Below are 25,371 nucleotides of genomic sequence, written 5' to 3'. Positions count from 1 at the left end.
GGGGCCGGGATTCGCGATCAGGGCAGCTTGATCGCGGACATGTACATCTCGAGGATCGGCCCGTAGAGGTCGACGCTGTCGAGTTCGGTGCCCAGCACAACGGAGGGCGTCGTGTGGATGAGTACCCTCGCCATCGTCATCGGCGGAATCAGCGACGTCGCTCCCAGCCGGTCCAGATTCTCGATGATGAACTGCCCCAAGGCTTCCACCGTCTCTTCCCGCCGGGCGGCGACCCGTTCCCTGACCTCGGGGTTACGCAGCAGATACAGGGTGAATTCCATCCCCAGCGCGGCGTGCTCGGTGCCGCGATCGGCGCCGAGCCGACGCCACAGCTCGCCGACTCGGTCCAGCTCTTCGGCTCCCACCTTCGACGCCGCCGCCAATACCTCGGTGAAGGTATCGAAGTAGCGCTGCATGTACCGATCGTTCACCCCCAGGAACAGTTCTTCCTTGGTGGCGAAGTGCTTGTAGATCGCGCCCTTGGTGTAGCCGGCGGCATGGGCGATGTCGTCGAGTGTCGCCGCCGCGAAGCCCTTTTCGGCAAATACTTCTTCGGCGGCCTCCAGGAGCAGCCCCCTGGTGCGCTCGAGTCTCCGATCCCTGGTCCACCGCTCAGCCATGTGAACGATTATGGCACGAATCCAAGAAACTCCTCAGTATCTGAGATTCTCAGTGGTATATTTCAGGTTGTACAGATACTTCAGGAGCGTGATCGATGACTCCCCCATCGACTTCCACGGCCATCGCCGATTCCATTCCGAATTTCGAGCGTATCGACGCACATCGGACCACCACAATTCATCGAGGAGGTGCGCTGTGAGCGGACCGTCGGAGCCGAAAAAGGGAACCACCGTCACCGAGCCACTCAGCAACGTGGCCGCCCTCGGCGCAAAAGTTCAGGGCACCAGCAAAGCGGTGAAAATCTGGGCAACCCTCGGCGGGTTGATCCTCGCCCTCCAGATATACGTGTGGCTGCGCTGGATCACCGGACCCAATTTCGAACGCGTCCCCACCGGACCGAGCGATCCGCCGACTTTCATGAAGGTGATTCTCACCGTCTGGACCGCGGTGATCCTGCTCGGCCTGCCGGTCGGCGCGTATTTCTTCATCATCCGGCCATGGCTGCGTGAGCGGCGAATAACGCTCGACGGCATGCTGTTCGTGGCCTGCGGCCTGATGTTCTTCCAGGACCCCCTGCTCAACTACTTCAATACGTGGAGTACCTACAACACCTGGATGTTCAACAGGGGCTCGTGGGTACAGGACGTACCGGGCTGGCAATCCTATGGCGAACCGGGCGCCATGATGGCCGAGCCGATCCTGATGAACGCACCGGGCTATTCCTATGGCGTGCTGCTCTGCACGATTCTCGGCTGCTGGGTGATGCGAAAGGCCAAGCAGCGCTTCCCGAATATCAGCACCGGTGCGCTGATCGGTGTGCTGCTCGTCTGGACATTCTTCTTCGATCTCGTCATCGAAGGTCTGTTCCTGATGCCGATGGGCCTTTTCACCTACCCCGGCGCACTCCAGGCATGGTCGATCAATGCCGGCACCTATTACCAGTGGCCGCTGTACGAGGGGCTCATGTGGGGCGGCGTTCAGGCCGGCCTCTGCTCGCTGCGCTATTTCACCGACGACCGCGGCCGGACCATCGTCGAGCGCGGCCTGGACCAGATCCAGGGCGGATTCGTCAAACAACAGTTCACACGTTTTCTGGCGATCTTCGCGGCCGTCAGCACCTTCTTCTTCGTGGGCTACAACCTGCCCGCGCAGTTCTTCGCCCTGCACACCGATCCCTGGCCCGAGGACATCCAGAAGCGCTCGTACTTCAATATGGGCATCTGTGGTGAAGGCACCGACCGGCTCTGCCCGCATCCCGATCTGCCGGTCCCCTTCCGCAACAGCGGCTACATAGATTCGACCGGGAAACTCATCCTGCCGGACGGTGCGGAATTGCCGAAGATCATTCCCTTCGCCGACACCGACAAAGGAAACTGACATGACCAATCGAGCCAGCGCTGTACTCGATGTTCCGCGTGCACCGTTCTATCGGGCGGTCGGCGACGAGGTCGAGGTCTTCCGGGCGGCGGCCGTCGGCGGCCTCCCGCTACTCCTCAAGGGCCCCACGGGCTGCGGAAAGACCCGCTTCGTGGAAACCATGGCCGCCGAGCTCGGCCGCGAACTGATCACTGTCGCCGGACACGAGGACATGACCTCGGCGGATCTGGTCGGACGTTTCCTGCTCAAGGGCGGCGAAACGGTCTGGGTGGACGGGCCGTTGACGCGGGCGGTGCGTGCGGGCGCCATCTTCTATCTGGACGAGGTCGTGGAGGCGCGCCAGGACACCACCGTGGTGATCCACCCGCTCGCTGATCATCGCCGCGAACTTCCGGTCGACCGACTCGGCGTGACCTTGCCCGCGGCACCTGGGTTTCAGCTGGTGATCTCCTACAACCCCGGCTATCAGAGCGTGCTGAAGAACCTCAAGGAGTCGACTCGGCAGCGCTTCGTCGCGATCGAACTCGGCTTCCCGCCGCCCGAGATCGAGCGCGAGGTGATCGCCCACGAAGCCGGGGTCGACGCCGAGACCACGCGGGCACTGGTCGCGGTCGGCAGCGCCATCCGCAACCTGGACAACTCGCCGCTGCGTGAGGTGTCCTCCACCCGGATGCTGATCCTCGCCGGCGGCCTCGTCGCGGGCGGATTGGCCCTGCGTACCGCCGTGCAATCGGCTGTGGTGCAGGCGCTTTCGGATGATGCGGATATCGTCGCCGCCCTCGGCGAGCTCGTCGACGCCGTCCTCGGCCGACCATGATCGACAACGATCCGAAGGGGCCGGAGCGGTTCAGGCTCCTGGCCACCTATCTCGCCGGCAGGTCTGTGGGTATCGCAGAGCTGCCGGCGGGCGGGATCCCGTACACGAACGGCCACATCGTGTTCGTGTCGGGAGGTGCGACCGATTCCGAGCAGCGCCGCGAAATGCTCGTGCAGAGCGCACTGCTCGGCGCCGGGAGCCTGGATCCGGCATTGGTGCGGTCATTGCGCGGGCGTCCGACGGCGGCTCGTCGATATCTGGCGCTCGAAGGCCATCGTGTCCTCACCGAACTCGCCCAACGGCTTCCGCTCGTCACCGAGGTCGGGCTCCGCGGCACCCCCGCGACCACGACTGCCGCGGATTCGCTCGCGGCAGCCAAGGGGAAGACACCGGTCGAGGAGCCACCCGCCTGGTTCGGCACCCTCAAACCCTCCCAGTTGGTGGCCTCGGACCCCGGTCCGGGCGGGCGAGCGAGCGAGCGCGAACTGCGCCTGGAGTTCGACCTCAGCGAAATCCCCGAGGCCGACGACGAGATCGAGGACAGCGTCGAGAAGTCCGACGAGAGCAAGATTCTCAAACTCTTCGAGAATCCCCTCTTCAGCGGCAAATCGGCGATGGAATTCCTGCGCAAGGCCATGGGCAGTTCGCGTTCGGACGGTGACTCGCCCGGCGGCACCGAGGCACCGGTCAGCGCGGTACGGCGGGCGCGGATGGTCGGCCCCAACGCCCGGCCGCTGCCCACCCGAATCGTGTTCACCGACACCGACAAGCCGGGCGCAGCCGCCGGAATCGGCGGCGCTCTCCATCCCGAGTGGGACGTGTTCAACAACCGGTACAAACCGGATTGGTGCCGGGTCGTCGATTTCCCGCTGACCGCTCCCACCGATATCGCGGCAGCGCGGGTGCCGGAAGACGATGTGCTGCGGCGGCGGCTGGCTCGGGTCGGGCTCGGTCCGAAGGTGCTGCGCGGGCGACCCGATGGCGACGAGCTCGATATCGAGGCGCTCATCGACCTGTTCGTCGATCTGCGTTCGGGCTACTCACGGCCGGAGAACGTGTACCTCGAACACCGCAGGCTCGAACGCAATCTCGGCGTCATGATCCTGCTCGACGCCTCCGGCTCGTCCACCGACGCCGACCTCGAGGGCCTGTCCGTGCACGAGCACCAGCGGCGCGCGGCCGCCACCCTGGCCGTGACGCTCGAAGAGCTCGGTGACCGCGTCGCGGTGTACGCCTTCCGCTCCGAGGGTCGCCACGCGGTGTACCTGCCGGCGATCAAGACCTTCGACCAGCGCTTCGGCGCTGTCGGTCGAGCCAGACTCAATCAGCTCGCGCCCTCGAACTACACCCGTCTCGGGGCAGGGATCCGGGGCGCGGGCGAGATTCTGAAAAACGAAGCGGGAACACAGAATCGGCTGTTGGTGGTGCTGTCGGACGGCTGCCCCTACGACGACGGCTACCAGGGCCGCTACGCCGAGGCCGACGCCGCGAAGGCGCTCGAGGAACTGCGCGCCGAAGGCGTGGCCTGCCTGTGCCTGTCCATCGGCGCCACCACGCCCGCCGACGCCCTCGAACGCGTCTTCGGCTCCGTCGGTCATGCCGGCGCGGCCACCCTGAGCGAACTGAGCCCGCGCATGGACGAACTGTTCCTGGCCTCCCTTCGCGAACTCGCCGCGCCCACACCGGGCTGACGCGACGTCGACATCGGAAAGAGAGCTCGCAGTGGAACCCAGCGCATCAGCGGTCACCGAGATCAAAGATTGGTCGAAGCAATACAGCCGGCGACACCCTGTCGCCTCGCTACAGACCGTCGGACGGCAGGTCGAACTCGGCCGGGACGCCTTTCGGTACCTGGTCACCGACATCGCGGGGCGGCGCTTTCCCTTCGACGAATTCGTCGGGCAGGCGATGTTCATGGTGAAGACCTCGCTGCTGCCGACGGTGGCGGTGGCCGTGCCGATCAGCGCGACCCTGTCCATCCAATTCGGTTTGCTGGCAGGACAGGTCGGGGCGACTGCACTGGCGGGCGCCGCGAGTGGCCTGGCCGTGATCCGCCAGTCGGCGCCGCTGGTCACCGCGATTCTGCTGGCGGCGGCGGTGGGTTCGGCGCTGTGCGCCGATCTCGGGTCACGCAAGATCCGCGAGGAGATCGACGCCATGGAGGTGATGGGGGTCTCGGTGCTGCGCAGGCTCGTGGTGCCGCGGCTGGCCGCCGGGATCCTGATCGCGATGGCGCTCACCGCGGTGAGCTGTTTCGTCGGGTTTCTCGCCGGCTACCTGTTCAATGTCTATGTCCAGGACGGGACTCCGGGCAGCTACATGGCGACCTTCTCCTCCTTCGCGACCTCGGGTGATCTGTACCTGGCGATGGTCAAGGCCGCGGTGTTCGGCGTGATCGTCGTCGTCATCGCGTGCGAGAAGGGCCTCAACACCCGGGGTGGGCCAGGCGGCGTGGCGAATTCGGTCAATGCCGCCGTGGTGGCGTCCATCGTGGTGCTGATGGTCGTCAACCTCGGATTCACCCAGATCTACACGATGTTGTTCCCGAGGACGACACTCTGATGGCCAGCGTGTATCGCCCGCCCGGCGCGCGGGCCGTGCTCGCCGTGGCGGCGGGGCCGTGGCGCGGCATCATCCGGTTCGGGCACATGTTCACGTTCTTCGTGCGCGCGGTGATCTCGATACCGGTGGCGCTGCGCCACTACAGCCGCGAATCGCTGCGCATCCTGTCCGATGTGACCTGGGGCAACGGCTCGCTCATCGTCGGTGGCGGAACGGCGGGGGTGATGATCATCCTGGGCGCCGCCGCCGGCGGCATCGTCGGCATCGAGGGCTTCAACGCCTTGAAACTGCTCGGCATGGAGCCCGCGACCGGCATGATCGCCGCGACCGCGGCCACGCGCGAACTCGCCCCGATCATGGCCTCGATCGCCTTCGCCGCGCAGGCGGGGTGCCGGTTCACCGCGCAGCTGGGCGCGATGCGGATCGCCGAGGAGATCGATGCCCTCGACGCGATCGCGATCCGGCCGGTGCCCTTCCTGGTCTCGACGCGGCTGATCGCCTCGATCGTGGCGGTGATCCCCCTGTTCCTGGCCGCGCTGGCCGCGGACTACCTGGCCGTCGAATTGTTCGTCGGGCTGGTCGGCGGACAATCCTTCGGCACCTACGCCCACTACTTCGACCTGGTGCTCAGCGGCACCGACGTCGTGTTCTCGCTGTTGAAGGCGATCGTGTTCGTCACCATCACCACCACGATCCAGTGCTACTTCGGCTACTACGCGCGTGGCGGACCACAGGGGGTCGGCGTCGCGGCCGGGCGGGCGATGCGCGCCAGCATCACGGTGATGATCTCGGTGAATCTGTTGATGACGTTGGCGCTATGGGGTTTCGACGCCGGCTCCAGGATCAGTGGGTAACGCGATGTCGATAGTGTTCGAGTCCGACGACCGGCACCTGAGTAACACCAAGCTGTTCGTGCGCGGGATCGCCGCGCTGACCGTGGTCGCTGCCACCGTCGCGGCGATGGTCGCCCGATCCGAAGGCGCGTTCGCGCAGACGATCGAGGTCACCGCGATGCTGGTCGACGTGGGCGACGGGTTGCCGAAACGATCCGACGTCAAATATCGCGGCATCCTGGTCGGCAGCGTGCAGGACGTGGTCGCCGCGGACCGCGCCCACCCCAACCGGGTGCGCATCGAGCTGACGCCCGAGCACGCGGCCACCATCCCGGCGACGGTGACAGCACGGGTCGTCCCGAGCAACGTGTTCGCGGTGCCCTCGATCCAGCTCATCGACAACGGGCCGGGCCCCGCCCTGCGCGCCGGCGCATCGATACCGGAGGACCACAGCCGAGCCAGTGTGCAGTTGCAGACCTCGCTCACCGCGTTGAGCCGCATCGTCGACGCGGTGGGACGCCCTGACTCCGATCCCACCGTCGGGATCCTGGAAACCGTCGAACGCGCGACCCGCGGCCGCGGCGCGGACGCGCTGGCCGCGGGCACCCAGCTCGCGCGCATCGTGCGGGCCTACGACGCCGAACTCTCGGGCTCCGACGACACCGCGTTGCTCACCGGGCTCTCCGACGCGGTACTCGGACTCCAGGAATCGGCTCCCGATCTGCTCGCCGCGCTCCACAGCGCGGTCACTCCGCTGCGCAGCGTCGCCGAGCAGCGAATCCGCCTGTCCGAGTTGCTCACCGGCGGTATCGCGACCACCACGACAGTCGGCACCGCGCTGAACAACCGGACCGACACTGTCATCGACCTCAACTCCAGACTGGGCCCGGTGCTGCAGCTACTCGCCGCGGGCAGCGCCAATTTCGTGCAGATGACGACCTCACAGACCCGGATCGCGCAGGTTTTCGCGCGCGACTTCTGGCAACCTGCGACCCAGAGCGGCACCGCCAAGGTGATCGTCGAGCTCACCCCGCACAAGCAATACACCCGCACCGACTGCCCACGGTACGGCGAACTGGCCGGTGCGAGCTGCGCGAACGGACCCGCCGCGGGGCCGGCGGTCATCGGTGCCGCCGACCAGCCGGTGAACACGCTCACCCAGCGCGACATTGTGGCCGAAAGCCTCGGTCTACCAAGGGAAGCCGCGAGCCTGGCCGAATTGCTCGGCCTGACGGTGCCCGCCCAACCACCCACCGGAGAACCACGGTGAAAATGACACGCGACCTCGCCGGACTGACCGCTTTCCTGCTCGTCGCCGCCCTGCTGATCTGGATGGTCCGCGTGACCCTGCAACGTGATGTCACCGGTGACACCCACGCCTATTCCGCGGTGTTCAGCGATGTCTCGGGACTGCGCGTCGGCGACGACGTCCGGGTCGCCGGAGTACAGGTCGGCCGGGTGGACTCCATCCGCATCCACGGTCCCGACGCCGAGGTCGGCTTCCGGATTCAACGAGACCAGCCCGTCTACGCCAACACCATCGCCTCGGTCACCTATCAGAATCTGATCGGACAGCGCTATCTCGGGTTGAGCAGGGCCGAATCCGGCGACCCGACGGCGCTGGCGCCCGGCGCGCGGATCCCCCTCGAGCGCACCGAACCGAGTTTCGATCTGTCGGGGCTGCTCAACGGATTCCAGCCGTTGTTCAGCGCCCTCGACCCGGCGGACGTCGACAATCTGACCTCCGCGCTGATCCGCGCCCTGCAGGGCGACGACGGCGCGGTCGCCGCCCTGATCACCGAGACCGCGACCCTGGTCCAGTCCTTCGCCGGGCCCGACCAGATCCTGGGCACCCTGATCGACAACCTGTCGGCGGTGATGACCACGCTGGCCGGGCAGAGCGCCGGACTACAGACGACGTTCACCCAGACCCGCAAGATCTTCGACGCGCTCGAATCCCGCCGCGACACGCTGCTGGACCAGACCGCGCGGATCTCCACCGTCGTGGCCGACGCCGCCGCGGTGGTCGACGGCGCGAGTCCGTCGCTGACGGAGTTCATGAACCGCGAACCCGGCTTCGCGCGGCACTTCGTCGACGGCAACCAACGTTTCGCCTTCCTCGGCTTCAATATTCCGTTGCTGTTCCAGGCCATGATCCGGGCCACCGACGCGGGCGCTTTCGTCAACGCCTACGTGTGCGATATCAGTTTCAGCATCATCCCCGGCATCGATCCGGTGATCGCGCAGATCCTGGGCGGCGCCTCCCCGACCGGTCGGCCCCAGCACTCCGCGATCTGTAGGTAGGACCCATGAAGACACCACTGCGCGCCCTCACTCGCGTCTCGACTCGCCGAGGTTCCGGCGCGATCGCCACCGACAAGTCGCTGCGAACCGGCCTCATCGCCGTGCTCTCGGTGGTGCTGGCGCTGCTCGTGCTGGTCGTGGTCAATTCGCTGAACCTCGGCACCCGCACGGTGCGGGCCGATTTCGCGCAAGCCGCGGGCATCGCCGCCGGTGACCCAGTGACCTGGGCGGGCATCCCCGTCGGCACGGTGACCGGCACCCGGCTCGCCGGCGACCACGTCGAGGTGAGCTTGTCGGTCGACGACGAGGTCGTCCTCGGCGCCGATGCCGCGGCCGCGATCAAACTCACCACACTGCTCGGTTCACGCTATGTCGAGCTGCGCTCGTCCGGCGGCGGCGGCGGCGAACTGCGTGACAATCGAATTCCGTTGTCCCAGACCACCGTTCCCTACGACCTCGAGACCGCGCTGCAGGACGCGACCACGACCTTCGACCAACTCGACGCCGACAAGATCGCCGAGTCGATGACCTCGCTGTCGCGCGGACTCGACGGCATGCCGTCGCTGGTGCCGGGCATCCTGCGCGACATCCGGTCGCTGTCGACCACCATCGCGACCCGACGCGACCAAATCGGCACGCTGCTCACCAGTACCGACCAGGTCAGCACCGTGATCCGCTCCCAGCAGGCCGAACTCGCCTCGGTGGTGGGTCAGGGCGGCACCGTGCTGCGCCAGATCATCGCCCGTCAGGACGCGCTACGCCGACTACTGGACGCGATCACCACGCTGGTCGCGCGGCTGGAACCGATCGTGGTCGATGACCACGCCGAGGTCGAACAATTGCTGACCGACCTGCGTGACATGACCGCGATGATGGCAGGCCACGACGACCTGCTGCGCAACATCCTGCAGATCCTTCCGGTCCCCTGGCGCATGTTCGCCAACGCCACCGGTACCGGTGCCGAACTCAATGCCAGCGCCCCCGACGGCGCCTTCGTCGACTCGTGGATGTGCGCGTTGAGTGCCGTCGCCGTCGAGAACGGCCGCGCCCCCTATCACCAGGACTGTCGATGAAAGCCCTGATCTCCACCCTGAAACTCGCCGCGATCACGGTGAGCGTCGCCTGTCTGACCAGCTGTTCGGTCGGTTCGCAGGCGGATACCACCACCATCACCGCCGAATTCGCCAATGCCAACGGCCTCTACGAGGGCAACCCGGTCTCGGTGCTCGGCATGAAGGTCGGGCGGATCGTCCGGATCGAGGCCCGCGGCACCGAGGTCGTCGTCGAGATGAAGATCGACGGCGCGATCCAGCTACCGGCCGACGTGCAGGCGGTCACGATCTCGGACTCACTGCTCACCGACCGTCACGTGGAACTCACCCCGGTCTACCGTGGCGGACCGACCCTGCCCGCGGGAGCGGTGCTCGGTACCGCCCGCACGAAGTCGCCGGTCGAGTTCGACGCCCTGCTGTCGATGGCGCAGAAGTTGTCGACCTCGCTGGGCGGTGACGGCAAGGGCGCGGGACCGGTCGCCGACCTGATCGATCTGGGTTCCGCCGCGACCACGGGCAACGGCGACGAGATGCGGGCGGCCCTGGGCGAACTCTCCCGGGCGTTGCGACAGGGCCAGGACAACGGTGCCGCCACCCGCGACGCGATCACCACCGTCGTCACCAACCTCGACGAGCTCACCGCGGCCGCCGCGCGCAATGACGGGACACTGCGCGAATTCGGCGGCGCCGTCGCACAACTCACCGATTTCCTGGCCGAACAACAGCTGGGTTCCGGCGAGACCGGCGCCGCGCTGAACCGGATCATCAGCCAGGTCGCCGAACTGCTGCGACGTCACCAGGGCACCATCTCCGGTCTCGCCACCAACGCGAACACGGTGACCGGTTCCCTGGCCGCCTACGACTACAACCTCGCCCAGTTCCTCGATGTGTTCCCGATGGTCGTCGACAACGCCTACAACTCCGTCGACCCGAATGTCCGCGCACTGCGCGCCGTGGTGGACATCAACCGGCTGCTGCTCGACGGCCAGATGGTCAAGGAGATCTGCAACCTGCTCCAACTGCAGAACCAGGGCTGCGCGACCGGAACCATGCGCGATATGGGACCGGATTTCGGTATCACCGCCATCCTGGCGGGCATCGCGGGAAAGAGCGGCCGATGACACCTCGCACCCAGTTCGCGCCCCGACTCGCGGTCGCCGTCGCGCTCGCCCTGTCCACCAGTGGATGTGCCGTGGGGCTCGACCAGTTGCCGCTGCCGGCACCAGGGCTCGGCGGCGACACCTACACCCTCACCGCGACCTTCTCCAACGCGCTCAATCTGCCCATGAAGGCGAAGGTGACGCTCAACGGCGCCGATATCGGTCAGGTCGAGTCCATGTCGGCACGCGACTACACCGCCCTGGTGACCCTGCGCATCACCTCGTCGGTCCGGTTGCCCGTCGGCACCTCGGCGCAGCTGCGGTCGGCCACCCCGATGGGCGACGTCTTCGTGGCGATGAAGCCGCCGCCGGTTGTCGAGCCCGGCGGCGCGGTACTCGACGACGGTGCCGCGATCACGCTCGAGTCGACTTCGGCGGCCTCGACGATCGAGGAAATGCTCACTCGCGCATCGCTTCTCGTCAACGGCGGCACCATCCAGTACCTCACCACCGTCGTCGCCGCGCTCAGCGACCACGTCGGCGGCCGCGGTGACCGGCTCGCCGCGCTGCTCGACGAGACCCGAACACTGTTGCGCGGCCTCGCCGATCGCACCGACCAGATCAACGGCGTTCTGCACGGCGCGGCCGATCTCAGCGCGACGGTGGCCGCCCAGCAATCCACCCTCGCCGACACCGTGGCCGCGGCTGGACCGGCCGTCGAGGTCCTCGTCGAGAACACCGATTCCCTGGTCACCCTGGTCGATCGCGTCCATACGATCGCCATCCAGCTCGCGCGGTTCCCCAGTGTCGCGGGCACCAACAACACGAGCATGGCCGCCAACATCAACCGATTGGCCGCCGGGCTCAACGCCGCGGCCCTCAATCCGGACGCCGACCTCGACTCGGTGAACGAGATGATCAAGATCGTGCTCAAGATGATCAGTGGTCCCAACGGGCACGTCGCGGTCGACGTCGCCCAGCTCGCGATTCCCGACCCGGCGAATCCGGGCGGTGTCGGCGGCCGGGCCCCTGACATCACCGACTGGACCGCCTTCGTCGGCTCGCTCCAGCACATGATCGATCGGCTGGGCGTCCGGCTGGCAGGAGCACCACGATGACCACGACACCCCGGCCGAGCCGGATGGAAACACCGGCGCGCGCGCTCGTCGGGGTCGTCCGGGCCGCACACCGGCATCGGGCGGTGGTCTCGCTGCTCGGACTGCTCGCCATCCTCACCGGCGCCAGTTCGCACCTGATCCTGTCCACCTTCGGCGTCGATCCGCTCGATCACCCGTATCGGGTACGCGTCGAACTCACCCAGTCGGGCGGGCTGCTGCCGGGACAGGAAGTGACCCTGCGTGGCGTGCGGGTCGGGCGCGTGGACTCGGTGCGGGTGGTCGACCAGAAGGTGATCGCGGTCGCCGCCATCGATGAGAATGTGCGAATCTCGGTGTCGGGGCAGGTGCGGGCGGCGGCCCTGTCCGCGGCGGGCGAGCAGTATCTCGACTTCCTGCCCGCGAGCAACGACGGCCCGTATCTGACCGACGGAGCGCTGATCACCGCCGATCGCACCGCCACCCCCGTGCCGATGGCGGACATGCTGCAAAGCCTCAGCGGCACCCTCGCCCAGATCGATCCCGACCGGCTCGCGACCATCTCGCGGGAACTGAGTGTCGGTCCGGCCGGGCCCGACAAACTGGCCGACATCATCGACGGTGGCACGTTCCTCATCTCCACGCTCGACACGGTGCTGCCCAACACCGTGAACCTGTTGCGCAACAGCCGAGTCGTGCTGGCGACCCTGCACGACGGGCGCACCGTCCTGCGGGACACCTCGGCGAACCTCGCCGCGGTGACGGGCGGCATGGCGTCGATGACCGGCGGCTACGAACAACTGCTGGCGCAGACGCCGCCGCTGCTGACCGAACTCGACACCATCCTCGCGCAGAACTCACCGACGATGGTGCAGTTGCTGGGCAATCTCGTCACCGTCTCGCAGGTCGCCTACTCCCGGATTCCCGCCCTCGAGGAGTTCTTCTTTCCCCGCCAGCGCGCCGGATCCGCCCTCGACGCGGTGGCCTCGGCGTTCCACGACGGCGGTGTCTGGGCACTGGCCAGCATCTACCCCCGCTACGCCTGCGACTACAACGTGCCGCGGCGGGGCGGCTCGGTCCCCGACTACGCGCCGCCCTACCTCCACGCGGACTGCACCGACCCCGATCCCACCCTCATGCCGCGCGGCGCCCGCAACGCGCCGCGACCGGCCGACGACCCCGTTCCCGCGCCACCGCCCGTCGATCCCTTGCAGACCGCCGAGCAGGCCCCGGTGGGACCGCTGACCATTCCCACGCCGTACGGCGGCCCCTACACACCGGGTCCGCGGTGACGGTGCCATCATGAGTGCATGGCCGCTCCCGATCCCGACGCGACGAGTGTCGGCAGAAGTGCGCGGCCCACCCACGCCGATGTCGCCCGGCTGGCGAACGTATCCACGGCGACCGTCAGCTACGTCCTGAACAATTCCGCGGGCAAACGCATCTCCGCACGCACCAGGGAGGCTGTCTACCGCGCCGCAGGACAACTCGGCTATCGCCCCAATGTCGCCGCCCGAAATCTCGCGCGCGGCGAGAGCGGAGTGGTGCTCTCGATCCTGCCGCGAGTCGCGGTGGGCGACATGCCGATTCAGGCGGGCAGCCTGATGGCCGCCGCGCTCGCGCAATACGGTTTGCTCCAGGTGCAGATCTTCGAGACCGAGGACTACGAACGCATCATCGACGCGATCGACAATCTCGATCCGATCGCGGTGGTGAGCCTGTTCCCGTTGAGCAGCGACGCGCGAGGCAAGGTGCGCGCCGCGAAGGTTCCCCTGATCGAGATCGGGCTGCTGCCCGCGCTCGGCGATCCCCTGCTCACCGTCGGGGCGATGCGCGTCGGCCACCTGGTCTCGCGTGGACACCGCAGGATCGCGTTCGGACGCACCGATATCGCCAAATGGCGTGCCCTCGGCGACTATTGGCTCCAGGGAATCGTCGACGCCGCGCGTGCGCACGATCTGCCGCCGATCACCGTGGACGAGGTGACCGCGAGCGGTGTGGCCGAGCTGGTCACCAGGTGGGTGCGCGACGGGGTGACCGCGGTCTGCGCGCAGAGCGACGAGATCGCGGGTCTGGTGTTGCACGGTCTGCGGGAGGCGGGTCTGCGCTGCCCGCACGACCTCGCCGTGATCGGCATCGAGGCCAATCCCATGGGGGCGCTGTGTGATCCGCCGCTGACGACGGTGGAGTACATCCCCGCCGCGGTGGCCGATGCCGCGATCGCCGCTGTCCTCACCGAACTGGGATATCCGGCACCCCCCGCGCCACAGCCGACCGATGTCGCCCGCCTCATCGTGCGGGCTTCCACCTAGCTTCCCCGTTCCTCACCGGAGCCGATTTGGGGTCTGGACACCTCGATGGTTATGCGCCTAACCTTGCGACGACGGTGCATTCCGCGTACCGAATCCGTTGCGCTCGAGTCACCGCTGACATGCGAGGAGTTACGCCATGAGCGTGCAGAATGTGCTGGACGAGATCCGCAACCGACCGGGCACCGGAGACGCGATCCCCGTCGTCGATCCCGTCACCGAGGAACAGCTCACCGAATTCACCGACGGCGGCTCCGAAGCTGTCGACGAGGCCGTCGCACGGGCGAAAGCGGCGTCGAAATCCGGCATCTGGAAGAACCTGGCGGGCAGCGAGAAAGCCAAGATCCTCTGGCGCGTCGCGGATCTGATCGACGAGAACACCGAACTGCTGGCCGACCTCGAATCGGCCAACGCCGGAATCCCACAGAACCAGGCCGCGCTCACCGTCGGCATCGGCTCGGAATGGTTCCGCTACTACGCCGGTTGGTGCACGAAGATCGACGGCATCGCCCACGACGTGAACGCCGGCGGGCTCACCGGCGTGGAATCGCGGCAGCACGGCTACACCCTCAAGGAGCCCTACGATGTCGTGGGGCTGATCTTCCCGTGGAACGGGCCGGTCTTCAACTACTGCGCCAAGGTCGCCCCCTCCCTCGCGGCCGGATGCAGCAGCGTGGTGAAACCCGCCGAGGAGACTCCGCTTTCGGCGCTGGTACTCGACCGGCTCCTGGCCCAGGCCGGCGTACCGGAGGGCGTGGTCAATCTGGTCAACGGCTACGGACACACCACCGGCGCGGCGATCACCGCACACCCTGACGTGGACAAGGTCGCCTTCACCGGCTCCACCGAGGTCGGCAGGGCGATCGTGGCGGCCTCGGCGGCGAGCAACCTCAACAAGATCACCCTCGAACTCGGCGGCAAATCGCCGGTGCTGATCTTCGACGACGCCGATCTCGATATGGCGATCATGATGGCCGGCTTCGGCGCCTTCGTGCATTCGGGTCAGGCGTGTGTGTGCGGTTCGCGCGTCTTCGTGCAACGCGGCTCCTACGACAAGGTCGTGGCGGGCATCGCGAACCTGGCCGACAACATGAAGATGGGTGGGCCCAGGGAAGAGGGCACCATGGCCGGCCCGCTGATCAGCGCCAAGCAGCTCACCCGGGTGTTGGGTTATGTCGATCAGGGCAAATCCGAGGGCATCGAGTTCGTGGCCGGCGGTCAGCGTCTCGATCGAACCGGGTACTTCGTGCACCCCACCGTGGCCACCAATGTCGACCCCGCCACCAGCCGCCTCTACCGCGAGGAGATCTTCGGCCCGATCGTCACGGTCCTGCCCTTCGACACCGAAGAGGAGGTCGTCGCGATGGCCAACGACAGCTCCTACGGTCTGGCCGCCACCGTCTGGACCAAGGACATCGGCCGTGGCCACCGACTGGCCAAACAACTGCAGGCCGGAACCATCTCGCTGAACTGCCAGATGGTCTTCGACCACTCCATGCCCTTCGGTGGATACAAGCAGTCGGGCTGGGGCTACGAGTCCGGCAAGGCGGGCCTGGAGGCCTACCTGCAGACCAAGGCCGTCTGGACGCAAATGTAGCGACTGAATATTGCCATGCGCATCTTGTGAGAATATGATTCTCACTAACCAACAAGGAGGCTCTCATGACGCAGCTGGATCTGCCGTATCAGTTGTTCGACGCGGACAATCACCTCTACGAAACCAAGGAGGCGCTGACCAAGTTCCTCCCTGCCGAGTACGAGGGGACCATCAAGTACGTCGAGATCAACGGGCGCACCAAGATCGCGGTCCTCGGCCAGATCAGCGAATACATTCCCAACCCCACCTTCGAGGTCGTCGCCCGTCCCGGCGCCATGGAGGACTACTTCAAGAACGGCAACCCCGAGGGTAAGAGCCGGCGCGAGATCTTCGGCAAATCGATGAAGTCGATCCCGGCGTTCCGCGAGCCGGGCGCGCGCCTGGAGCTCATGAACGAGCTGCAGCTCAACCGCTCGCTGATGTTCCCCACGCTGGCCAGCCTCGTCGAGGAACGGATGCGCCACCATCCCGATCTCATCCACGCGGTGATCCATTCGCTGAACCGGTGGCTGCTCGAAACCTGGGGCGAAGACGGCAATTTCGTCTACAAGGACCGCATCTTCACCGTGCCGGTGGTGGGCTTGCCGATCGTCGAGAAGGCGATCGAGGAGCTCGACTGGTGCGTCGAGCACGGCGCCAAGGCGATTCTGGTGCGCCCGGCCCCGGTCCCCGGTCTGCGCGGGCTTCGCTCGTTCGCGCTGCCGGAGTTCGACCCGTTCTGGAAGCGGGTGGTCGAGCACGACATCCTCGTCACCATGCACTCCTCCGACAGCGGCTACTCGCGACACAACGCCGAGTGGGAGGGCTCCAGCCTGGAGATGCTGCCGTTCCAGACCAACACCTTCCGGATGACCACCGAATGGCGTCCGATCCAGGACGCGGTGGCCTCGTGGGTGTGCCACGGCGCGCTGTTCCGCTTCCCCGAACTCAAGGTCGCGGTCATCGAGAACGGCGCGTCGTGGCTGGCGCCGCTGCTGGAGAACCTCGCCGACGTCGCCAAGAAGGCGCCGGAGGGCTTCGGCCATCAGGATCCGGTCGAGGCGGTCAAGCGCAGCATCTTCGTCAGCCCGTTCTGGGAGGAGGACCTCGGCGGGATCGCCGACCTGCTCGGGGTGGACAACGTCCTGTTCGGTTCGGACTACCCGCACCCGGAGGGCCTGGCCGAACCGGCACGCTACATCCACGAGATCAAGGATCTGAGCCTGGAGCATCAGGCCAAGATCATGGGCGGCAATCTCGCGAGGCTGCTGAAGGTATGACCTGGCAGACCATCCCGCAGATGGTCCTGAGCGCCGCCGATCGCTTCGGCACTGCCGAAGCGATCGTCGACGGGCCACAGCGGTTGAGCTTCATCGATCTCGCCCACCGGGTGCGCAAGGCCGCGGGCGCTTTCGCGGCGGCGGGCATCGAGCGCGGCGATCGGGCGGCGATCTGGGCGCCCAACTCGGCCGAGTGGATCATCGCCGCGTTCGGGCTGGTCACCGCGGGCGGCGTGCTGGTCCCGATCAACACCCGGTTCAAGGCCGAGGAAGCCGCCGACGTCGTGCGGCGCAGCGGCGCCAAGCTGCTGTTGGTGCAGCAGGGCTTCCTCGGGACGGACTACACCGGCCCGCAGGGCGTGCCGGTGATCGACCTGAAATCGGATTTCCTCGCCGACGGTGAGCCATTCGAACGGGCGGTCAACGGCACCGACATCGCCGACATCATCTACACCTCGGGCACCACCGGTCGACCCAAGGGCGTGATGATGAATCACCGCCAGACCCTGCGGCTGTACGCGGAATGGTGCGATCTGGCCGATCTGCGCGAGGGCGACCGCTACCTGATGGTCAACCCGTTCTTCCACACCTTCGGCTACAAGGCGGGGTTGATCAGCTCGCTCATCCGCGGCGCCACGATGCTGCCGGTGCCGGTGTTCGACGTCGAACAGGTGCTCGAGCTCGTCGAACGGGAACGGGTGACGATGCTGCCCGGCCCACCCACCCTGTATCACGCCCTGCTCGACGCGCCCGCGACCCGGGATCTGTCGTCGCTGCGGGCCGCGGTCACCGGGGCCGCCGACATCCCGGTCGAACTGATCCGGCGGGTCAAGACCGAGCTGCCGTTCCAGTCGATCATGACCGGCTACGGGCTCACCGAAGCCGGAACCGCGACAGCGTCGCGGCCCGGCGATACCTTCGAGCAGGTCGCGACCACCGTCGGAACCCCTTGTGACGGTGTGGAAGTGCGCATCGCCGAGGACGACGAGGTGCTGGTGCGCGGTTACTCCGTCATGCAGGGCTACTTCGACGATCCGGACGCGACGACGGCGGTCATCGATGCCGACGGATGGCTGCACACCGGCGATCTCGGCAGCCTCGACCTGGACGGTCGCCTGCGGATCAACGGGCGCAAGAAGGACATGTACATCGTCGGCGGCTTCAATGCCTATCCGGCCGAGGTCGAGGCGTTTCTGCTCGAGCACCCCGCCGTGGCCCAGGTCGCTGTCGTCGGTGTGCCCGATGAACGACTCGGGCAGGTCGGCCGCGCCTTCGTGGTTGCGAAGGGCCCGGTATCGGAGGCGGAACTGGTGTCGTGGGCCCGCGACCGAATGGCCGGCTACAAGGCGCCCCGATCCGTGCGGTTCCTCGACGAGCTACCGCTCAACGCCACCGGCAAGGTCATGAAAGACCAACTGCGTTAACCGAATTCGCCTGACTTCGAGGAATCCTCCATGAACTTCTCTGACATGATCCTGGTCAGCATCGACGACCATGTGGTCGAGCCGGCCGATATGTTCGCCCGGCACACGCCCAGCAAGCACGCCGAGTACATCCCGAAACTGATCACCAACGACCAGGGCGTCGATCAGTGGGTCTATCGGGGTAAACCGGTGGGCGTCACCGGTTTGAACGCGGTAGTGGGGTGGCCGAAGGAAGAGTGGGACAAGAATCCGGCCCGCTACGCCGAGATGCGGCCGGGGGTCTACGACATCCACAGCCGGGTGGCGGACATGAATGCCAACGGCATCCTGTCCTCGATGTGCTTTCCGACCTTCGCCGGATTCAGCGCCGGGCATCTGAGCCAGTTCAAGGACGAGATCACCATCGCGGTGATCTCGGCCTACAACAACTGGCACATCGACGAGTGGTGCGCCGCCTACCCCGGCCGGTTCATCCCGAACGCGATTCTGCCGCTGTGGGATCCCGCGTTGGCCGTCGCCGAGATCAACCGGGTCGCGGCCAAGGGGTTCCGTGGCGTCACGATGCCGGAACTGCCGCACATCGACGGGCTGCCCTCCTACCACGACGGCGAGTACTGGGGTCCGGTGTGGGCGGCGCTCGCCGATACCGGACTCGTGATGAACCTGCACATCGGGCAGGGTTTCGGGGCGCTTCGCCTGGCGCCGAACGCGCCGATCGACAATCTCATGTGCCTCGCGCCGACGGTGTCGCAGATCGCCATCCAGGACCTGCTGTGGGGACCGGCGCTGCGCACCTATCCCGGCCTCAAGGTCGCCCTGTCCGAGGGTGGGATCGGGTGGATTCCGTTCTACCTCGACCGCTCCGACCGCCACTACACCAATCAGAAGTGGCTGCGCCGCGACTTCGGCGGCCGGATGCCGAGCGACGTGTTCCGCGAGCACGTGATGGCCTGCTATGTCACCGACCGCAACTCGCTCAAGATGCGACACGAGATCGGGATCGACATCATCGCGTGGGAATGCGACTACCCGCACTCGGACTCGCTGTTCCCCGATGCGCCCGAATTCGTGCTCGAGGAACTCAACAGCGCCGGCGCCGACGACAGCGACATCCATCAGATCACCTGGCGCAACGCCTGCCGATTCCTCAACTGGGATCCCTTCACCCACATCCCCCGCGAACAGGCGACGGTCGCGGCATTGCGGAACAACGCCCTCGATGTCGACCTGACCATTCGGCCGCGTGCGGAATGGGCCGAACGCTATGCCGCCCAGCACATCAGCTGAGCACCCGAACAACCGAAGGACATTGCCATGCATTTGATCGTTTTCTCCAGTCCCCGCGCGGGCATGGACGAGGAATACAACACCTGGTACACCGAGGTGCACATTCCCGACATGCTGTCGATCCCCGGCGTCGAGTCGTGCACCCGATTCCGTGCCCAACCGGTCGGCGGGCAGGCCCCGGAATTCACCTATCAGGCCGACTACCTCATCGACGGCGATGCCGGTGCGGTACTGAAGGAGATCAAGGTTCGCTCCGCCGACGGGCGTTTCACGCTCAGCCCGGCCATCGACCCGGCAGCCATGAAAGTGACTGTCTGGGAATCACTCTGATGGACTTCGAGCTCTCCGACGACCAGCGGCTGTTCCGCTCGACCACGCGCGAATTCCTCGCCAAGTCCGTTCCGCTCGACATCGTGCGCGGCCTCGCCGCCTCCGGCGTCGGGTTCGATCGCGCATGGTGGCGCCAGGGCGCCGAACTCGGCTGGACCGCACCGCTGGTCCCGGAGCGGCTCGGCGGCGGATCGGTCTCGGCGGTGCCGATGGCCGATCTCGCCCTGGTCGCGACGGAGTTCGGGCGGGCCTGCGCGCCCGGCCCGCTCATCACCACCAGTGCCGTGCTGACCTCGCTGGTCAGGGAGCAGAACCGCTTCGCGGACCTGCTCGCCGCGGTGCTCAGTGGCGAAACCATCGCCGCCTGGGCCCATTACGAGCCCGGACACGGGTTGGGGCCCGCGGCGGTGGATACCGTCGCGGTGCCAGAGGGCACCGGTTTCCGGATCTCCGGCGTCAAGGATCGGGTGGAGTGCGGCGATCAAGCGGACGTGCTGCTGGTTTCCGCGCGCGGTCCCCAGGGGCCGGTCCAGGTGCTGATCGCCGCCGACGCACCGGGCGTCACCGTCACCCCGACCTGGACACTCGACCTCGTTCGCCGCACCGCGAAAGTCTCCTTGGTCGATGTCGTGGTCGGCGAGGACGCCGTCGTTCAGCGCTATCCCGGCGAGACCGCCGCCGCGCTGGAGACCCAGGTGCAGGTCGCCGCGGCGCTCACCGCCGCGGAGTCGACCGGCGCGGCCGAGCACGCCTTCGAACTCACCGTGCGATGGATGTTCGACCGCTACACCTTCGGCCGGCAGCTGGCGTCCTACCAGGCGCTCAAACATCGTGCGGCCGAACACAAGACCTCGCTCGAAGCCTGCCGTGCCACCGCCTGGGCCGCGGCCAACGCGTTCCACGGCGACCCGACCAGAACCGCCGAGGCGGTCAGCGTCGCGAAATCCCATATCGGGGCCGTCGTCCCCGGCCTGCTCCAGGACTGCGTGCAGATCCACGGCGGCATCGGCGTGACATGGGAACACGATATGCATCTGTATCTGCGGCGGGTCACCCTCGGGCGCGCGCTGTACGGGACGCCGGAGGAACATCGCCGTCGCCTCACCGATCTCCTGGACAGGAAGGTCGCATGACCGAACCGAGCACCGCCGAGCTGGAGCCCGTCGACGAATTCCGCCTCCGCGCCCGACGTTGGCTGTCGGACAACCTCGAGCCCGCACCGCCCAATCAGCACGGGGAAACCAGCAAGTCCGAGGAATCCTGGCAGCGCGCCAAACAGCTGCAACGCATCCTCTACGACGGCGGCTTCGCCGGCATCTGCTTTCCGAAGGAGTACGGCGGGCTGGGCCTGACACCCGAGCACCAGCGGGTGTTCAGCGAGGAGTCGCGCGCCTACGAGATGCCGCTGGCGCTCAACATCCCGACCCTGACCGTCTGCGCGCCGACGATTCTGGACAAGGGCACCGAGGAACAGAAGCGCACCCACCTCTCGGCGGTGCTGCGCGGTGAGGAACTGCTCGTGCAGTTCCTGTCCGAACCGCGCGGCGGCTCGGACCTGGCCGGGCTCACCACCCGCGCCGAGCGCCGGGGCGATTCCTGGGTGCTCAACGGCGCCAAGATCTGGAGCTCGGGCGCGTACGCCGCCGACTACGGGCTATGCCTGGCCCGCACCGATTGGTCGGTGCCCAAACACGCCGGGCTCACCATGTTCCTGGTTCCGGTGCGCGCGCCCGGTGTCACTATCCAGCGCATCACCCAGGTCGACGGGTCTCGGGAGTTCTGCCAGGAGTTCTTCGACGATGTCGTGCTGCCCGCGGAGGCGGTGCTCGGCGAGGTCGACGGCGGCTGGGAAACCACGAACCGGCAATTGTTCCATGAGCGCAGCGCCGTCGGGGGCGCGTCGCCCTACTCCAGCGGCATCCAGACCCACAGTGGGCGTGATATCTCCGGTCTCATCGAATCGGCCAGGCGGACCGGGCAGTTGGATGACCCGCGGGTCAGGGAGGATCTCGGTGAGGCGCGGGCGCTGAACATGGTGCACGATCAGCTGATCGGCCACATCACCCGCGGTATCGCGGCGGGTGAGTTCGTGCCCGCGGCCGGATCGATGGTCCGGCTGTTCAGCGCCCGGAATTCGTGGCTGCAAGCGGATATGGCGGTGCGGATCGCCGGGGCCGCCGCCGCGACGGGTTGCGACGCCGACGATGCCGCGACCGGCCAAGCCGGACAGGATTACCTGATGCGCCAGGCGTGGAGCCTGGCGGGCGGCAGCACCGAGATGGCCCTCAACCAGATCAGCGAGCGGGTCCTCGGGATGCCCCGGGAAGCCGCCGCCGATCGAGGATTGCCGTTCGATCAGGTCGAACGCGGCCGCTGATCGAATCGGCGCGCACACAACGGAAGACGAGCGGCCCGCCTCGGTGGCACCTACCCGAGGCGGGCCGCTCGCTGTCGCGATGGCTCGGAGCGGATGGCGTCCGCGACACTGCCGGGCCGAACAGAAGAGCTCCGGCGGGCACCCACTGTGGGTGCCCGCCGGAGCTTTTCGTGATCGTGGGCCGATCTCAGGTGATCGCGCCCGCGGTTTTGAGGGCGATGACCCGCTCCCAGTCCAGCCCGAGGCCCAGGAGGATCTCCTCGGTCTGGGCGGCGAACTCGGGGCCGGGGGCCAGTTCGGGTGCGGTGACGTCGAATTGCACCGGATTGGCGACCAATTCGAGCTCACCGGCGCGAATCAGGTACTCGTTGGCCCTGATCTGCGGGTCCGAGCCGACCTGCAGGCTGTCCTGGACCGGTGCCCACGGTCCCGACAGCGTTCCCAGGCGCTCGGTCCATTCGGCGAGGGTCCGACTCGCGAACGCCTCGCGCAGGATCGCCACGGCCTCCTGGGTATTGGCCGCGATGTCGGCCGACGTCCCGAAACGGGGGTCGGTCGCGAGTTCGGGACGGTCGATATGGCGACACACGTCGGCCCAGAACTTCACCGGCTGCAACATCACCAGCGACAGGTAGCGGCCATCGGCCGTGGCGTACAGACCCGAGAGCGGATTGGTCGGCGCGCCGTGGGCACCCGGTACCGGCGCCACCATCGGCTCACCGAGATGGGCCGAGAGCGCGATGGTGTGGCCCATCGCCCACAGCCCGCTCCCGAGCAGCGAGACATCGACCACCGACGGTTCGCCGGTGCGTTCCCGTTTGAGCAGCGCCGCCGCGATCCCACCCGCGAGGTTCGTCCCCGAGATGGTGTCGCCGAAGGCGGGCCCCGGGGGCGAGACCATGCCCTCGGTGCCCGGCGGGGTGATGGTGGCGGCGACCGAGCCGCGGCACCAGAAGGCGGTCATGTCGAACCCGCCCTTGTCCGATTCCGCGCCGCGCGGGCCGAGCGCACTGCCGCGCGCGTAGACGATCTTCGGGTTCACCGCGCGGATGTCGTCCACGTCGATCCCGAATTTGGTGCGCGCCTGCGGCAGGAAGCTGGTGAGGAACACGTCGGCCTCGCGGGCGAGGTCGTGGATCACCGCGCGCCCCTCGGGCACCGACATGTCGACACCGATGCTGCGCTTGCCCCGATTGGCATGTTCGACATTGGGATTGGGGTCACCTTCGACCCGCATCCGGCCGATTTGTCTGAGGCCGCGTTGCGGATCGCCAGTGACCGCGTGTTCGACCTTGACAACATCGGCGCCCCAGTCGGCCAGGACCGCGCCCGCCGAGGGCACGAACCCGTACATCGCGACCTCGAGGACGCGAATTCCGTCGAGCGGCCCCACTACTGGGCACCGCCCGACGCGTCGCTCAACCCGACTACCGCGGCGTAGGTCTTGCTCTCGAGGAATTCCTCCAGCCCGGCGACACCGCTTTCCCGGCCGATCCCCGACTGTTTGAATCCACCGAAGGGAGCGTCCGGCTGGAAGTAGTTACCGCCGTTGATGCTGAACGTTCCGCTGCGGATACGCCGGGCGATTCCGAGCGCGCGCTCGGTATCGGCGCTGAACACCGCACCGGACAGGCCGTAGATCGAATTGTTCGCGATGCGCACCGCGTCGTCGTCATCGTCGTAGGGGATCACGACGAGAACCGGGCCGAAGACCTCCTCCTGCGCGATCTCGCTGTCGGGATCGACGCCGGCGAGCAGGGTAGGCGCGTAGAAGAAGCCCGGATCGACCTTTGTACCGCCGGTGACCAACGTGGCTCCGGCGGCGACCGCGCGCTCGACCAGGCCGTGCACCTTGTCGCGCTGCTTGGCACTGATCAGCGGTCCCATATAGGTTTTCGGGTCACTGGGATCCCCGCTGCTCACCCAGCCGAGATTGGTGGCGACCAGCTCGACGATCTCGTCGTGGCGCGCGCGTGGCACGAGCAGCCGGGAGGTGAGAGCGCAGCCCTGTCCCGCGTGGGTACAGATGGTGAACGCGGCAAACACCGCCGTGGTGGCGAAGTCGGCGTCGTCGAGCAGGACCATGGCGGATTTGCCGCCCAGCTCGAGGAAGACCCGCTTGAGCGATTCGCTCGCCGCCGCCATGATCTGGCGCCCGACCGGGGTGGAGCCGGTGAAGGTGATCAGGTCCACGTCGGGGTGGGTGGTCATCAGCTTGCCGATCTCGACGTCGGCGGCGGACAACACATTCACCACGCCGGGCGGGATATCGGTGTGCTCGGCGATCAGCTCACCGAGAGCGAGCGTGGCCAGCGGGGTATCGGGGGCGGCTTTGAGCACCACCGTGCAGCCCGCCGCCAGGGCGGGCATGAGCTTGGCCAGGGCCAGCTGATGCGGGTAGTTGTAGGCCACGATCGCCGAAACGACACCGGCGGCTTCCTTCTCGATCCAGCGCCGGTGGCGCTCCCCGCGGATCTCGAGCTCGCTCAGTTCCTCGGTCAACGAGTACTCGGGCAGCAGGTCGGCGTAGAAGCGAGCGATCTCGATCGGGAAGTCGAGCTGGTTGCCGTGGGTGAGCCGCCGGGTGGCGCCGACCTCGGCGATGGTGAGCTCGCGCAGGTCCTCCACATTGTCGAGCAGTGCCCGATGGAGTTGGTCCAGGCAGCGAGCCCGCAATGCCGCGTCGGTCGACCAGCTGGTCGTGTCGAAGGCCCGACGGGCGGCGGCGATGGCCGCCTCGGTCTGTTCGAGCGTGGCTTCGGGCGCGTAGCCGTACACCTCGCCGGTCGCGGGATTGAGCGAGGCGAAGGTCTGTTCCGCCTCGACCAGCTGTCCGTCTATCAGCAACCGCTTGGTGACTGCCGTGGTCGGCGCGGACGCGCCGATCGAGTCCGTGTCCTGGGATGACATCCCGTCTCCTCGCTGAGCGTTGGAAATGTGATTCTCTCTTCTAGAGAACAATATATCCAAATGCAAGGGCTCGCATCAGCCGAATGCCGCGACCGACACCGCGATCACCGGCAGCACG

Annotated in this window: 22 protein-coding genes; 19 read left to right on the top strand and 3 right to left on the bottom strand. The window is 67.1% G+C overall.

All coding sequences use genetic code 11. The features are described from left to right. Window positions 1-17: 17 nt before the first annotated feature. A complete protein-coding gene (locus tag ACWGCN_RS28965) occupies window positions 18-620 on the bottom strand; it encodes a TetR/AcrR family transcriptional regulator (RefSeq protein WP_379297529.1) in 603 nt (200 codons plus the stop codon). A 253-nt stretch (window positions 621-873) separates the two neighbouring features. Here ACWGCN_RS28965 and ACWGCN_RS28960 point away from each other — a divergent pair, with 253 nt between their 5' ends. The 19 genes from ACWGCN_RS28960 (at window position 874) to ACWGCN_RS28870 (ending at window position 22,343) form a co-directional block, all read left to right on the top strand. Continuing rightward, window positions 874-1,998: a spirocyclase AveC family protein gene (locus ACWGCN_RS28960; RefSeq protein WP_378990178.1), complete on the top strand. Its 1,125-nt coding sequence runs from the start codon at window positions 874-876 to the stop codon at window positions 1,996-1,998. A 1-nt stretch (window position 1,999) separates the two neighbouring features. Then, a complete protein-coding gene (locus ACWGCN_RS28955) occupies window positions 2,000-2,815 on the top strand; it encodes an AAA family ATPase (RefSeq protein ID WP_452459227.1) in 816 nt (271 codons plus the stop codon). After that, on the top strand, window positions 2,812-4,506 hold the full coding sequence (locus tag ACWGCN_RS28950; RefSeq protein WP_452459226.1) for a VWA domain-containing protein: 1,695 nt from the start codon (window positions 2,812-2,814) through the stop codon (window positions 4,504-4,506). Before ACWGCN_RS28955 ends, ACWGCN_RS28950 begins: the two co-directional genes overlap by 4 nt. A 31-nt stretch (window positions 4,507-4,537) precedes the next feature. Next, window positions 4,538-5,377 (top strand): MlaE family ABC transporter permease, encoded by an 840-nt coding sequence (locus tag ACWGCN_RS28945; RefSeq protein ID WP_379314699.1) that lies wholly within the window; start codon window positions 4,538-4,540, stop codon window positions 5,375-5,377. Continuing rightward, complete coding sequence (locus ACWGCN_RS28940; protein ID WP_452459225.1) at window positions 5,377-6,231, top strand: ABC transporter permease; 855 nt, start codon at window positions 5,377-5,379, stop codon at window positions 6,229-6,231. Before ACWGCN_RS28945 ends, ACWGCN_RS28940 begins: the two co-directional genes overlap by 1 nt. 4 nt (window positions 6,232-6,235) lie before the next feature. Next, complete coding sequence (locus ACWGCN_RS28935; RefSeq protein ID WP_452459224.1) at window positions 6,236-7,480, top strand: MCE family protein; 1,245 nt, start codon at window positions 6,236-6,238, stop codon at window positions 7,478-7,480. Between the two features lie 2 nt (window positions 7,481-7,482). Continuing rightward, window positions 7,483-8,514: an MlaD family protein gene (locus tag ACWGCN_RS28930; protein ID WP_067444979.1), complete on the top strand. Its 1,032-nt coding sequence runs from the start codon at window positions 7,483-7,485 to the stop codon at window positions 8,512-8,514. A gap of 5 nt (window positions 8,515-8,519) precedes the next feature. Then, on the top strand, window positions 8,520-9,587 hold the full coding sequence (locus tag ACWGCN_RS28925) for an MCE family protein (protein WP_452459223.1): 1,068 nt from the start codon (window positions 8,520-8,522) through the stop codon (window positions 9,585-9,587). After that, a complete protein-coding gene (locus ACWGCN_RS28920) occupies window positions 9,584-10,687 on the top strand; it encodes an MCE family protein (protein WP_452459222.1) in 1,104 nt (367 codons plus the stop codon). Before ACWGCN_RS28925 ends, ACWGCN_RS28920 begins: the two co-directional genes overlap by 4 nt. Then, window positions 10,684-11,784 (top strand): MlaD family protein, encoded by a 1,101-nt coding sequence (locus ACWGCN_RS28915; protein WP_452459221.1) that lies wholly within the window; start codon window positions 10,684-10,686, stop codon window positions 11,782-11,784. The genes ACWGCN_RS28920 and ACWGCN_RS28915 overlap by 4 nt, the downstream gene beginning before the upstream one ends. Then, complete coding sequence (locus tag ACWGCN_RS28910) at window positions 11,781-13,052, top strand: MlaD family protein (protein WP_452459220.1); 1,272 nt, start codon at window positions 11,781-11,783, stop codon at window positions 13,050-13,052. Before ACWGCN_RS28915 ends, ACWGCN_RS28910 begins: the two co-directional genes overlap by 4 nt. Before the next feature lie 18 nt (window positions 13,053-13,070). Beyond that, complete coding sequence (locus tag ACWGCN_RS28905) at window positions 13,071-14,072, top strand: LacI family DNA-binding transcriptional regulator (protein ID WP_449961919.1); 1,002 nt, start codon at window positions 13,071-13,073, stop codon at window positions 14,070-14,072. Window positions 14,073-14,208: 136 nt separating this feature from the next. Next, window positions 14,209-15,666, top strand: a complete 1,458-nt coding sequence (locus ACWGCN_RS28900; RefSeq protein ID WP_452459219.1) for an aldehyde dehydrogenase family protein — start codon at window positions 14,209-14,211, stop codon at window positions 15,664-15,666. Between the two features lie 65 nt (window positions 15,667-15,731). Further along, window positions 15,732-16,925: an amidohydrolase family protein gene (locus tag ACWGCN_RS28895; protein ID WP_452459218.1), complete on the top strand. Its 1,194-nt coding sequence runs from the start codon at window positions 15,732-15,734 to the stop codon at window positions 16,923-16,925. After that, window positions 16,922-18,349 (top strand): FadD3 family acyl-CoA ligase, encoded by a 1,428-nt coding sequence (locus ACWGCN_RS28890; protein WP_387444720.1) that lies wholly within the window; start codon window positions 16,922-16,924, stop codon window positions 18,347-18,349. The genes ACWGCN_RS28895 and ACWGCN_RS28890 overlap by 4 nt, the downstream gene beginning before the upstream one ends. Before the next feature lie 30 nt (window positions 18,350-18,379). Further along, complete coding sequence (locus tag ACWGCN_RS28885) at window positions 18,380-19,636, top strand: amidohydrolase family protein (protein WP_449961907.1); 1,257 nt, start codon at window positions 18,380-18,382, stop codon at window positions 19,634-19,636. A 27-nt stretch (window positions 19,637-19,663) separates the two neighbouring features. Further along, complete coding sequence (locus ACWGCN_RS28880) at window positions 19,664-19,966, top strand: hypothetical protein (protein ID WP_378990195.1); 303 nt, start codon at window positions 19,664-19,666, stop codon at window positions 19,964-19,966. Further along, a complete protein-coding gene (locus ACWGCN_RS28875; RefSeq protein WP_452459217.1) occupies window positions 19,966-21,099 on the top strand; it encodes an acyl-CoA dehydrogenase family protein in 1,134 nt (377 codons plus the stop codon). The genes ACWGCN_RS28880 and ACWGCN_RS28875 overlap by 1 nt, the downstream gene beginning before the upstream one ends. Next, window positions 21,096-22,343, top strand: a complete 1,248-nt coding sequence (locus ACWGCN_RS28870) for an acyl-CoA dehydrogenase family protein (RefSeq protein WP_067444953.1) — start codon at window positions 21,096-21,098, stop codon at window positions 22,341-22,343. The genes ACWGCN_RS28875 and ACWGCN_RS28870 overlap by 4 nt, the downstream gene beginning before the upstream one ends. Before the next feature lie 187 nt (window positions 22,344-22,530). Here ACWGCN_RS28870 and ACWGCN_RS28865 read toward each other — a convergent pair whose 3' ends face one another. After that, window positions 22,531-23,736 (bottom strand): CaiB/BaiF CoA transferase family protein, encoded by a 1,206-nt coding sequence (locus ACWGCN_RS28865; protein WP_452460115.1) that lies wholly within the window; start codon window positions 23,734-23,736, stop codon window positions 22,531-22,533. Further along, window positions 23,736-25,253, bottom strand: coding sequence for an aldehyde dehydrogenase family protein (locus ACWGCN_RS28860; protein ID WP_067444948.1), 1,518 nt, complete (start codon window positions 25,251-25,253; stop codon window positions 23,736-23,738). Before ACWGCN_RS28860 ends, ACWGCN_RS28865 begins: the two co-directional genes overlap by 1 nt. Window positions 25,254-25,371: the final 118 nt, after the last annotated feature.

The organism is Nocardia sp. NPDC055050, assembly GCF_053608345.1.
This window is presented reverse-complemented; position numbering and strand designations above follow the sequence as displayed.